The sequence below is a fragment of the Streptococcus sp. KHUD_014 genome, assembly GCF_051106275.1.
In the GTDB taxonomy this organism is placed as follows: domain Bacteria; phylum Bacillota; class Bacilli; order Lactobacillales; family Streptococcaceae; genus Streptococcus.
In genome coordinates, this window is the sequence record NZ_CP193666.1 from 1,567,179 (window position 1) to 1,580,122 (window position 12,944).

The following is a 12,944-nucleotide window of genomic DNA, read 5'->3' on the forward strand; positions in this document are numbered from 1 at the left end:
ATTTTTAGTAAACTCTTTTTTATAAAATCAAGTTCACTCTACATAATCCAACAAATAACCATAACCCTTTTCTTCCATTTGATCCTTTGGAATAAAACGGATAGACAGGCTGTTAATACAATAGCGAAGTCCCCCCTTGTCCTGAGGTCCGTCTGTAAAGACATGTCCTAGGTGAGAATCCCCTGTTCTACTTCTGACTTCTGTTCTGACCATATTGTAGGACTTGTCTTCCTTATAGGTTGCAACATCTGGGCTGATAGGCTGGGTAAAGCTCGGCCAACCACAGCCCGATTCGAATTTATCTTTCGAAGAAAAGAGTGGTTCACCAGTTGCTACATCCACATAAATACCTGCTTCAAATTTATCCCAGTAACGATTTGAAAAGGCGCGTTCTGTTTTACTATTTTGAGTCACTGCATACTCCTCTGGAGAGAGAATTTTTTTCAATTCATCGTCGCTCGGTTTTGGATATTGACTAGCATCAATGACCGGATAGGCTGCTTGATTGACATTGATATGGCAATATCCATTAGGATTTTTCTGGAGATAGTCTTGGTGGTAGTCCTCAGCCACAATAAAATTGCTTAAGGCTTCCTTTTCAACCGCTAGAGGCTGGTCATACTTTTGAGCAACTTGCTCAAAGACTTTATTGATGACTTCTAGGTCATGCTCGTCCTTATAGTAGACTCCTGTTCTGTACTGAGTCCCCACATCATTTCCCTGCTTATTTTTACTAGTTGGATTGATAATGCGGAAATAATGGAGCAAGATTTCTTTTAGAGAAATTTGATTGGCATCGTAGGTCACATGAACAGTCTCAGCATGCCCGGTTTGGCCGATCAATTCATACTGGGTTGTTTCTCCTCTCCCATTCGCATATCCAGAAACAGCATCTGTCACACCTGCCACTCGAGAAAAATATTCTTCGACTCCCCAGAAACAACCTCCAGCTAGATAGATATCATGTAAGTCAGAATCTTTACTTGGCTCAGTTTTTTTCGTGACTTTTTTCCCTTGACTAACTGCTGCCTTCTCGATTTGAGAAGTATCAGTGTAGCTTGAGCTCCTTTTTTCCAAAAGAAATAAAAGTCCAATAATAATGCAAATGATGATTCCTATGAATACAATTATTTTTAATTTATCATTCATGAGTAGCCTCTAATCTATGCTTTTCAGAGTTTCTAAAATACTTGCCTTATCCATAAAGCCTGGTTGAGTCTTGACTAGTTTTCCTTCTTTATCGATAAAGGCCTGAGTCGGATAAGAACGAACTCCGTAACTCGCTAGAAGTTTTCCTGAAGGGTCTAGAAGTACAGGAAAATTTTTATAGTCCAAACCCTGATACCATTTTTTGAAGGCTTCTTCTGCTTGTTCCCCTTTTTGACCAGGAGAAACCACTGTCAAGATGACATAGTCATCACTTGCTTCTTTTGCAAGCTCATCGGTATCAGGTAAACTAGCTAGACAAATAGAGCACCAAGATGCCCAAAATTTGAGATAGACCTTTTTACCTTTATAATCTGATAGGCGATAGGTTTTACCATCAACTCCCATAAGCTCAAAGTCTGGAACTGCTTCCCCTTGTTTTGCCATTTGAGAGCTAACTTGTGCATTTTTGTCTCCATTTTGCTTATCAGCTTGGTTCTCCATCTGATTGTTACAAGCCGATAGACAGACCAGACTAGCGCAGACCAATACAGTTGCTTGCCATTTTTTCATCTTCATCACCTTCCTCGTTATCATATGAATATAGATATTTGCTTTATAGTTCTATTATATACCTACCTTGCTAAAAATACTTAGAATCTGTTTGGAAAATCATTAAGCTTCTTGATTACAAAAACTCCCACCTGCTAAGCAGATGAGAGCTTTGGATTATTTAAAGATAGAAGTTTTAAAGCTATCTGTCTGTTGAAGAAGTTTCTTGAAGACTTTTTCTTTAAGTGTTACGGTATTGTCAAATTTGACAGATCCCTTACTTAGAGTAGCCTTATCTTTATCAACTGCTTCAGCAAATGCGCGTTTCAAGTCTTCATAGCTATTGTATGTTTTACCATCGATTTCAATAGATTGAATTCCTTTTTTAGCATTATTAACTACTTCTTCGAAGTATGCTTTCTTCCAATCTTCAAGATTGTTGAATTTTCCTTCAGAAATCTTGTTGATGATGAAGTCATCACCTAGAGTCTCTTTACCAGCTTTTTTAGACTCAGCTTTAAGCATGTTAGAAGCATAGTTCAGGAAGCCTTTTTCGTAGCCATAGTAACCCCAGATTCTGAAAGTATTGTGTTTAAATGACATCGCTCCTGGAGCACCTTCACTTGTATTACCACCATAGATACCAGTCATCATTGGAACATTCACATAAGCAGAATCAAAGTCAGTAGGATTATAAACTCTGTTACCTGGACCACGGTTGGTCATGAAGTTGTTCGTAATTAAGTCATCTACTGTGCGTAAAGGAATAGCTTTTTCCTCATCACTTAAAGGTCGAACCTTGTCGAATTGGTTCTTGGTGTTATTTCCTCGGTATTGCTTATCAACCTTCTTGAACCAAGCATTGTTTAAATCTTGATTTGCTTTATCGAGGACAGCCTCTCCTTCAAGATAATCCAGAAGCATAAGAGTGTCGTTGTAGCCCTTCATGTAACGATCAATTTCGTCACGTGACTTCAGATCATTTGGATTGGTGTTATACCATTGATTTCCATCATTTGGACGTTCATAGGCCATGTTCAATCCTAGAGCTTTAAAGTCTCCGTTTGTACTAGACTCAGCAGGAGTTTGCAACATACCTTGTGCAAATGCTTCAAGATCTGTACCTTCACGGTGTCTTGAGCCACCCAAGTATACCATACGGTCATTTACGTGAGTTGTTTCGTGGGTAAAGGCTGAAATACCAAAGTCACTAATCATATCGGTAACCATGAAGAAGACAGAGTCATCTTTATATGGATTCTCATAGACACGAGCCACAGCTCCCATACGCCAGTCGGTCGCATGGTAACGGTCTGTAGGTCCATACAATTCACGGATAGGCGCCACATCTTTACCACTGTTTGTATGTCCGTAACGGTCTGTGCTGATATCCTTGTAATTTTGGTTATCCAAAACTGGTGTTGGTACCATGTTATTACTCTTAAGAAGTTTATTACGTACTTTATCTAAGGATAGTCGTGACCAGAAGTCTAGATAATTTTGTTGAGCTTTGGCTACTTTATCGATTTCAGCTTTGAAGGCATTACGTTCTGCTTCAGTGTACTTACCATATTTCTCAAATGAACTATAAGCCATTGTATTGTAAGTTGAAATCAAGAACATATGGGCATCTTTTAAGTTCAAGAGTGGCAAGATCATCTTACCGTGCATGTCATTGTTTAAGCCTTCGTAGGCTCTGTGTTTCTTATCGGCAAACTCAGGAGTACTTGTTTTCGGTTCAACGATATAAACATTGTCTTTGGTTGCTTTGATAAACCAATCGTTCAAGTTTGTATCATTTGTGAATAGACGCATATTATAGTCCAAGAAACTATTTAACTCGCTGATACCGATAACTCCACCGATAGCTTCGCGATAAGCTTCTAAAGTTCTATCACCTTTAATGTTACTTTCTTTAGAACCAATCTGAATCAAGAAGTCTAACACACTTACATTTTTACCATAGAAGTCTGGTTTGAACAACATGAGTTGCTTGATATTGAAATTATCAAACTTAACTCCGTAGTAACGATTGAGGTAAGACAAACCAAGAAGAACCGCTGCCTTGTTGTCATCAATCTTCTTAATCAAGGCACGTTTAGCAGCCTCATCTGTGTTTAATTGATGATCTTCATTTTCAAGCAACTGTTTAACAAATTTAGCCAGATTATCCTTGACTTCTTTGAAGGTTTCTTCGAGGTAAAGGTTCTTGATCGCATTAACTCTATTATCCCCAGTTCTTCCTAATCGTTGATAAATTGGGTCTGATTGTAATTCAACTGGACTTAATTTTTCAACGATAGCATTGATAAGATCGCTACGGTCTTTGTCAACGATATTAGGCGTGTAAACAACTTCTCCAAGTTCAGCAATGCTGTACTCTTTCACTTGTTTGACCTTAGATTCTTTCAGTGAAACAGTAAAGATGTCTTTTGTCTTATCAGCATAATGCACCAAAATGTGGTCAGCATCAGCTAATTCTGTCACAAAGGCATTGCCTTTCATGGCAGTTACAGACAAGACTTCTTTAGTCAAGAGAGGACTGCCTGAAGCAAGTTTGTTCCCTTGGTTTACGATCCATTCTTTGTTGTAGAATGGCTGTAATTTTTCGATATTACGGTAGGCAAGTTCACGAGAGGCGTCGTAATCTTGAGTATCTTTATAAGTATCAGCTTTTACTTTCTTATTATTGAGAGTATCCTCAACAAGAGGTTTAATTTCAAACGTATCAGCAGTGATACCGAATTCAGCTATCTTTTTATTTGCTTCTTCAAGACTGATTTCCTTGATTCTATTGGTACGTGAATATTGGAAAGAATGCTTCCCTTCACTGACACCTTTAACAACGTAGTTCTTATCGATCCAGTTATTTGTGAAATAACCACCATCATCATCAAGATCCTTAGAACCGTAGAACTCTTCACCATTTTCAACTTTCATCATTGAAACGTTATTGAGAACTCGACCCCATGGGTAGTTTTTACTGATGTACCCTCCAACCTCGATTGGATTTTTCACCTTGATGGTTCCTTTAACGATCGACTCGCTGGTAAAGGCATTTGTGTTGACACCATTTGGATCATAACCGTTATCAGTTCTTGAAACAAGACCACCGACACGAGCTTTATTACCAACGATATCCGCATCTACATAGGCTTTTTTGATGTTTCCTTTCCAAACTTCACCAGCAATACCACCCATATCCCAGCCTTTATCACCAATACCAGTAATCTTACCGATAAAGGCAACATTGGTTAGAAGTCCGCCAACATCGACTTTATTGACAATACCAGCTACACCATCTTTACCAAGGATACTTCCAGTTACCTTAAGGTTTTCAACTGTCGCATTCTTGACAACTCGAGCCAGTGCTGAAATATTTTCAATCCAAGGCATATTGATGTTCACATTCGCTAAGTTAACGTTTTTAACCGAACCACCTTCAAGGTTATTGAACAACTGACGAGCCATATTATGAATTGAGTACTGTTTGCCGTCAACACTAGTTAGATGACCACTAAATTTACCTGTCACATACTCTTTATTTGGTGTTGGAACATTGGCAGCATTCAAATCTGCACCCAGTTTAAATGTACCACTTGGGTTGGCTTGCATGGCTTTTACAAGATCATTGAAATCATAGTAAACATCACCTTCATGAGCTTTTGGCTTAGCAAAGTAATGGACATATTCCTCTGCAAACTGATTATCTGCATTTCGTTGGACTAGGTCTGGTGCTTTAGCAGTCACTTTGAACAATGCTTTACCATCAACTGTGACTTCTTCAATCTTATCAACAGCTAGTCTTGTAACCTTGTTATCATGTGTCGTAACTTTTAAGTAGTAAGGTTTAACATCTGATGGTTTTGCTGACAATAGACTATTATCAGTTTCTACACCTTGGTCATCAACACTGATAAGGCTGGTTTCCTTGATGTTTTTGACTTCGACTTTTTTGAGGTCAAGTCTTAGTGGTTCTTCCGTGAGAACTACTTCTTCGTTCCCATTTCCTCGGTCGTAAACCATCTTGGTTGCAATCTTGTAGTCCTTGTAGTATTTCAAGTCTGTAAGATTAGCAGTCAAATCTCCCTCAGACATGTTGACTGTTTGAAGGCTAGTATCACCATCTTTCAAGACAACTTCAAGAGATTTAATGGTTACACCTGTTGGTTTCACCAATTGGTAACGAACCTTGGCACTACGCTCTAACTCTTCTTTATCAATTTGAGTAATTGTCAACGTTGGCGCAGCGAGGATTTGATCACCTTTCTTAATCAGACGATCTTGCGCAGCTTCAACAACTTCCTCTGAGATAGTCGGAGCATCCGCAGTTTTCACTCCCTTAAGAGTCTTATAGACTTTGGTAATCTTTTTCTTACCGTTTTGACCAGCTTGGGCAACAACTTCTGTTCCCTTTGGAAGAGTGCTGTCTACTTCTGTTCTTGTCTCGAAAGGAATTTCTTCAAATGAAACTTCTTCAACTTGACCTTCAATAGCCTTGGTACCACGACTAATTTTTTCGTTTACTGCTGCCTTAACAGTTTCTGTACTCGTACTGATTGGGTCCCCAACTTTTTGGCCATTGACTGTCTTATAGACACGGTGAATCAGCTGACTTCCTGCTTGACCAGTTTGAATTACTGTTTCTTCATCAGTGTAGCGAGTATCGTCAGTTACATACTCTGTTGTATATGGAACTTCTACAGTTTCAGTTTCTGTGACAGTTGCTTCAGCTACTTCATACTCTGGTAACTCTGGCTGAACTAGAGACTCACCTTCGTGACCTTCTTCTTGCGTGCCTTTTGCTGTAATCTCGCCTGTGTAGGCTGGTTCTTCTGGTTGAACTAAGGCTTCGCCTTGGTGACCTGCTTCTTGAGTGCCTTTAGCGCTAACCTCTCCTGTGTAAGCTGGTTCTTCTGGTTGAACTAAGGCTTCGCCTTGGTGACCTGCTTCTTGAGTGCCTTTAGCGCTAACCTCTCCTGTGTAGGCTGGCAATTCTGGTTGAACTAAAGCTTCGCCTTGGTGGCCTTCTTCTTGAGTGCCTTTAGCGCTAATCTCACCTGTGTAGGCTGGCAACTCTGGCTGAACTAAGGACTCACCTTCGTGACCTGCTTCTTGCGTGCCTTTAGCTGTAATCTCGCCTGTGTAGGCTGGCAACTCTGGCTGAACTAAAGCTTCGCCTTGGTGGCCTGCTTCTTGCGTTCCTTTAGTACTAATCTCACCTGTGTAAGCTGGGTTTTCTGGCTGAACTAAAGCTTCGCCTTCGTGGCCCTCTTCTTGAGTTCCTTTAGTACTAATCTCACCTGTGTAGGCTGGCAATTCTGGTTGAACCAGAGATTCACCTTCATGGCCTGCTTCTTGCGTTCCCTTAGCAGTAGTAATTTGTTCTGGTTGTTCTTGGAAATCTGATGCTTTAAAGTAACCTACGTATTCGTATCCTTCGATCTGAATGACACCTTTGGCTAAGTCCTCTTGACTACTTGCAGCAATCGTTTGGTTGTAGGACACTAAGATTTTATTCTCAAATGCTTGAGCTGACTGAGGGATAAAGTAACTACCACCTAGAGCTCCAATAAAGAGAAGTCCCAACATTTTATTGCGGTGTTTTTTTGACATCACCACAACAACCATAGACGCTGTTGCAAAACCAAGAGTTGCCAATGCCAACTCCTTGCTTCCAGTGTTAGGCAATTGTTGAGAATTCACTTCTTTTTTTCTGTATACAAGATAAACAACATCATCTTGTTTTAAATCTGAAGGGAGTTCGTGATGGATCAAAGCCTTTTCTGCTTCTGTCAATTCCTGTTCAGCCAAATAACGGTAATGAACTTGGCTAGGTGTCGCTACTTCGTTAGCTGCAACAGTTTCAACTAAGAAGTTGTTCGCTCCCAAAAGAAATGTCCCAATAACTGCAGAACCTACACCAACTGAGAACTTCCGAATAGAGTATTTGATGACTTTATCAAACTGCATTTTTCTGTTTTTCATTTTAAATCTTTCTAATGTGATCTATTGGATATTGAGCACGCGCTCCTCCAATGAGTTTTGGTCGGCTTGCAAGTGCCGTTACATGAGCATGACCAATCTCTCTTAGGACTGGTCGAATGGGTACCTGAACATGTTTGATATGCATCCCAATAGCAGTATCTCCGATGTCCAAACCAGCATCTGCTCTAATAAATTCGACCTCCACAGGATCCTTCATATAGCGAAAGGCGGCCAATTGACCAGAACCTCCTGCATGCAAGGTCGGGAGTACACTTACAATCTCCAACTGATATTTTATAGCCACTTCTCGTTCAACAACTAGAGCGCGATTGACATGTTCACAACCTTGAACAGCTAGGTGAATCCCCTTAGCCGTCAACAGCTCCAACATTGTCTTGACGATTAGCTCACCAATCTCCTGACTCGAATCTTTGCCAATGTGTCCTCCCAGCACTTCACTCGAAGACAAACCTAAGACAAATAGTGCACCTTCCTGTATAGAAGCCTTGTCTAAAACATCTTCAAGTATCTGCTGTGTTTCTGTTTGAATCCGTCTTTGGTCCATTTTTCACCTCGCTTTTTTTCATTCTATCATATCGTTTTTCATCAATTTTAGCAAGATTGGAAGGCATAGGAATACCATTTGCTAGGATTCAAAAACTATATGAGGGCTCTTTTCAAAAACTGATTCAAATTCATCTAGTTTCAAATATAAGATAAATTATACTTTGAAAACAAAAAAAATATAATAGTTTAGTAAAATCGTTGATGTAACAACATTTACACCTAAAAGATTTGTCTGTCAATTCGATTATAAGCTACCGAAAAGCAACTTCTACCATTCTACCCCATTTCTTCTATTAAAGCTACTACTTTGCTTATTTTTTAGCCACTTTTTCGTCCATGTAGATTTAGATGATGATTCAGAAAATTTTCATGAAATTATGCTAAAACTTTAATTTTATCATCAAATTATAATATGTTAGTTTTTTGAATACAAACTGTATCCAATATTTTAAAAATAAATTTTACATAGAAGATAACAAAAGGCGGTGGGACAGAAATCGATAGACAAAGTCTCGATTTCGTAGTTCCAGCCCCGCGAGGATGATTAGGAGCTTTTTGGAGTCTAAAAGACGAACAAAAAGTTCAATCAGCTACCGCGTCAAAGTTTGATTGCTAATAAAAAGTGAGGTCGGGATCTTTTGTCCCGACCTCTTTTTCTAGATTAAACTTTTTGGAGTCCTTGGACAGCATCATGATTGATGAGTAGTTGCCCATATTCTTGGAGGACAGAACGACTGATATCACTATCATCCGCAAATTCACGCATACGTGCCAACAACCAAGCTGGATAAAGGCTAGGTTGATCTTCTACATCAACTAAGACTGTCAGAAAGTACTGATCATTCATCTTGTAGAGTTCTGAAGTTTCCGTTTGGTAGTCAATCGTTTTGGCAAAAGAAACCAAACTAGATAAATCGTCAAAACGTAAGATGTAGTAGATATACGGTTCTCTTTTTCCTTCTTCTACTTCGAGAGCTTCATTAAGCGCTGCTTCTTCTTCCTTTTCAACTTGTTCTAAAGATTGAATAGCTTCAATATCATCTTTAGTTTTTTCTGCCATGGTTTTCTCCAAGGTTTTCAAAAACTCATCTGGAGACATTTTAGCTAACTCATCCATATCAGGAAGATCTGCCAAATCGTCAAAATCCAAATTCTGGTCAATCTTAGACTTGGTCACAAAGACATCAACCTTATCTGGCTTAGGAGTCACTCGGAAGCTAAGCATACCTGTATCCAAGAAGCTATCTGGCATCTCTAGCTCATCCAAAATGGCATAGAAAAATTCTTCTGTCTTCTCTTGCGGAACGAGAAAGTCTGCGATTTCCATCCCTCGATCCATCAAATCTTCTAAAGACATGGTGATTTTTAAAGTCGTATCACTGATTTGTTTCATTTTCATAGTTCGTAACCTCATACTTTCAGTTCTTTCTATTATACAAGATTTAAATGATTTTATCAAAAGAATGGCGTTGGAATGTGATATAATACTAGTATCTATTTTAGAATATAAGAAAGAAAGTTTCATGAAAAATATAAAAGTTAATGCTTTGGCTAGCTTGCTGGTCAATATCTTGAATATCGTTTTTCCCCTGATTACTAATCCCTATCTAACACGGATTCTTAGTAAATCCAATTACGGTTACTTCAACACTGCCAACACCTGGGCAAGCTTTGTCATTCCACTCGCTGCCTTTGGGATTTACAATTATGGGATTCGAGCTATCAGTAAGGTTAAGGATGATAAAAATAAGATCAATTATGTCTTTTCTAAGTTGTTCTATATCTCAGTAATTACTTCAATTCTGACAACAGCTATCTATTTCCTCTTTATTCATTTTGATACTAGTATTGTCAATCTGAAAATCCTTTACTATATCCTTGGAATTCAAGCCCTCTTCCAATTTCTGAATATCGAATGGATGAATGAAGCCTACGAGAACTATTCTTTTATCCTTTATAAAACACTAGTGATTCGTATTGGAATGTTGGTGGCTATCTTTGCCTTCGTTAAGACACCTGATGATATCGTCCCTTATGCCACAATCATGAGTGCGACAACCATTATCAACTATCTGCTCAGCTTCCTCTGGATTAAAAGAGAGGTTTCCTTTGTTAAGATTGAGTTCATCGAACTTCTCAAGTCATCTAAACCACTCTTAACCATGCTCCTTCTAGCAAATGCTAATATGCTCTATACCTTGCTAGACCGTATGTTCATCACTAAAGGACCTGATGAGAATTTTATCTCCTACTACACCATCGCCTCCAGTATCGTTATGTTGATCGCTAGTGTCCTCAGTGGAGCTATCAACGTCAGCATCCCACGACTGGGTTATTATCTAGGAAAAAAAGATTTTTCTTCTTATAAAAATTTGGTCAATCAGGGCGCATCCCTCTTTTACTTCCTCATGGTTCCTACCAGTATTGGTATTATGGTTTTGGGAACCTATGCTACAGTTATCTACTCTTCTGAGAAATATCTAGAAGCGGGAATCGTAACGAGTATCTTTGCCTTTCGTACCATTATCTGGGCTATCGAATTAATCCTTGGAAAACAGATTATCTTTATTAATGACCATGAAAATCGTTTGACTGCCTTTTACTTTATCGGTGGCGGTGTCAATGTAGTCCTAAACTCTCTACTCCTTTTCAATAATATCTTTAGTCCTGAATACTACATTGGAACAACCATTATAGCTGAATCAATCGTAGTTCTCCTAGAAATCCGCTTTATTCAAAAGCACAAACTATTGGATTTGAGAGAGATTTTTACAACTCTGGCTCGCTACACAATCGTATCGCTTGGTTTCATCCCAATTTATTATGTTTTTAAAACCCTCTTCCAAGTTCATAGCTATGAAGTTACGATGAAGATGATTAGCATGGTTCTTTCTACAATCGCAGCTTGTGGCATCTATTACGCCATCACCCTCTTTATTATCAAAGATAAAACACTTCATTATGCACTTGACTTAGTTCGTGCTAAGATTAAAAAAGGATAGAGGTCTTTATCCCTCTCAAAAATGTTCAAATTAAATATGATACAACAAAAGAGGCTGGGACAAAAGTCCTAGCCTCTCAATTGTCTTTGGATTGTCGAGCAAGACGCAGTGGTTGAGTGGGCTCTACTACGCTGATTTCATCAGCTTTTACAGCCCTACTCAACTGTGCGGAGGTGGGACGACGAAATCGAATTCTAACGAATTACCGATTTCTGTCCCACTCTCTTTTCTATGCATCCAAGAGCATCATGGACAATAAATACTCACTCAATGAACACGTTATACTAAACTAGGTCAAGGCTAGACTAACCTAGCTTGAAAATGTTTTTGAAGAAAATCACTTTACAAGGCTACTGTTAATACCTGCCCTGCTCTTACAACAGGCTCTCCTGCAATGTAAACATCGTCGACATCACTGGATTTCACGGCATAAACGAGGTGAGACAGCATGTTTTCTTGTGGTTGGAGATGGATTTTTCCTTGGGGCTGGATGACGAGAAAATCAGCCTGCTTACCGACTTCCAAACTACCAATCACATCTTCCATTCCCAACACCTTAGCTCCTTCAATGGTCAGGGCCTTAAGGGCAGTTTCGATTGGAAATTGGCTGGCATCACCACTCTTCATTTTCTGTAAAAGGGCTGCCGTGCGTCCTTCCTCAAACATATCGAGGTTATTGTTAGAAGCAACTGAGTCAGTCGCAATACCGACTGGCACTCCTGCCTTTTGAAGTTGGACGACTGGTGCAATCCCTGAGGCTAGTTTGAGGTTGCTGATAGGATTGTGGGCGATAGCGACTCTCGAATCTGCCAAGCGGGCAATCTCTGCTTCATTTATCTCCACTCCGTGAGCAAATACAGCCTGATGATCTAAATACCCAAGTTCATCTAGAAAGGCTAGTGGGCGTTTGCCATAGCGTTTCAGGATAATTCCTGACTCTTCCTGGGTTTCTGCAACATGGATATGAAGAGGAATGTTCTCTTCTTTTGCTAGGTCAAGACTTGCCTCCAGCAAATCTCGACTACAACTGTAGGGCGAATGAGGAGCCACCATCACCTTGAAATTTGGGTCTTGATAGCCTTTGATTGTCTCGATAACAGCTCGAGTTCTGGCTATAGTTTCAGCCGTCGTCTCCACATCTGAAGAAAAGAGGGTTGGAGAAAAATAACAACGCATCTTGGATGCCTTGACTGCCTCATAAATCTTCTCTATCTCTACTCCATTCGGATTGTACATATCATTGAAAGTTGTCGTTCCTGATTGGAGCATCTCCGTCAGAGCCTCTTTGACGGCCTTTGTGGTCATCTCTGGTGTGAGCTCTGCTTCTGCCGGCCAAATATAGTCCTCTAGCCATTCGTGGAGATTGCTATCATCACGAATGCCTCTCAAGCCTGTCATGGCAGAGTGAGTATGGCAGTTAACCAAGCCAGGCATAATCCAGGCACCCTGATAGTCTATGATTTGATCTGCTTGTTTAAGAATCTCTTGATTTTCCTGACCGACATAGACGATTTGGGATTCTTTGACAGCTAAAATCCCATCTAGATAGACGTGGAAATCTTGGTCACAAGTCACGATATTTACATGCTGAAAGACTTTCATCAATAGGCTCCTTTTCTATATAAGTATTCATACTGGATAATTTTTCTAGCTATTGTAACAAAAAAGTCACCCGAAGGCAACTTTTCT

7 protein-coding genes are annotated in these 12,944 nt (G+C 39.6%); 1 reads left to right on the forward strand and 6 read right to left on the reverse strand.

What is annotated here, in order from left to right:
- Positions 1-33: 33 nt before the first annotated feature.
- The 5 genes from msrB to mecA form a co-directional block, all read right to left on the reverse strand.
- Positions 34-1,149 carry a peptide-methionine (R)-S-oxide reductase MsrB gene (gene msrB, locus ACORHT_RS07595; RefSeq protein WP_434349915.1) on the reverse strand — a complete coding sequence of 372 codons (1,116 nt, stop codon included), beginning with the start codon at positions 1,147-1,149 and terminating at the stop codon, positions 34-36.
- Between the two features lie 9 nt (positions 1,150-1,158).
- Positions 1,159-1,719 carry a TlpA family protein disulfide reductase gene (locus tag ACORHT_RS07600; RefSeq protein ID WP_434349916.1) on the reverse strand — a complete coding sequence of 187 codons (561 nt, stop codon included), beginning with the start codon at positions 1,717-1,719 and terminating at the stop codon, positions 1,159-1,161.
- Positions 1,720-1,875: 156 nt separating this feature from the next.
- The gene (locus tag ACORHT_RS07605; RefSeq protein ID WP_434349917.1) at positions 1,876-7,686 is read right to left on the reverse strand and encodes a ZmpA/ZmpB/ZmpC family metallo-endopeptidase; all 5,811 of its coding nucleotides are present in this window, start codon (positions 7,684-7,686) and stop codon (positions 1,876-1,878) included.
- Position 7,687: 1 nt separating this feature from the next.
- Positions 7,688-8,251: a TIGR01440 family protein gene (locus ACORHT_RS07610; protein ID WP_075229291.1), complete on the reverse strand. Its 564-nt coding sequence runs from the start codon at positions 8,249-8,251 to the stop codon at positions 7,688-7,690.
- Positions 8,252-8,914: 663 nt separating this feature from the next.
- Positions 8,915-9,652: an adaptor protein MecA gene (gene mecA / locus ACORHT_RS07615; RefSeq protein ID WP_075227828.1), complete on the reverse strand. Its 738-nt coding sequence runs from the start codon at positions 9,650-9,652 to the stop codon at positions 8,915-8,917.
- A 124-nt stretch (positions 9,653-9,776) separates the two neighbouring features.
- Here mecA and ACORHT_RS07620 point away from each other — a divergent pair, with 124 nt between their 5' ends.
- Positions 9,777-11,255 (forward strand): oligosaccharide flippase family protein, encoded by a 1,479-nt coding sequence (locus tag ACORHT_RS07620; RefSeq protein ID WP_434349918.1) that lies wholly within the window; start codon positions 9,777-9,779, stop codon positions 11,253-11,255.
- Between the two features lie 342 nt (positions 11,256-11,597).
- On the opposite strand, the gene ACORHT_RS07625 is transcribed toward ACORHT_RS07620, so the two are convergent.
- Positions 11,598-12,857 carry a TRZ/ATZ family protein gene (locus ACORHT_RS07625; RefSeq protein WP_434349919.1) on the reverse strand — a complete coding sequence of 420 codons (1,260 nt, stop codon included), beginning with the start codon at positions 12,855-12,857 and terminating at the stop codon, positions 11,598-11,600.
- Positions 12,858-12,944 lie beyond the last annotated feature (87 nt).

Coding starts and splice junctions, on each gene's coding strand:
- msrB (WP_434349915.1), bottom strand. CDS start 1,149: ATGAATGATAAATTAAAAATAATTGTATTCATAGGAATCATCATTTGC.
- ACORHT_RS07600 (WP_434349916.1), bottom strand. CDS start 1,719: ATGAAAAAATGGCAAGCAACTGTATTGGTCTGCGCTAGTCTGGTCTGT.
- ACORHT_RS07605 (WP_434349917.1), bottom strand. CDS start 7,686: ATGAAAAACAGAAAAATGCAGTTTGATAAAGTCATCAAATACTCTATT.
- ACORHT_RS07610 (WP_075229291.1), bottom strand. CDS start 8,251: ATGGACCAAAGACGGATTCAAACAGAAACACAGCAGATACTTGAAGAT.
- mecA (WP_075227828.1), bottom strand. CDS start 9,652: ATGAAAATGAAACAAATCAGTGATACGACTTTAAAAATCACCATGTCT.
- ACORHT_RS07620 (WP_434349918.1), top strand. CDS start 9,777: ATGAAAAATATAAAAGTTAATGCTTTGGCTAGCTTGCTGGTCAATATC.
- ACORHT_RS07625 (WP_434349919.1), bottom strand. CDS start 12,857: ATGAAAGTCTTTCAGCATGTAAATATCGTGACTTGTGACCAAGATTTC.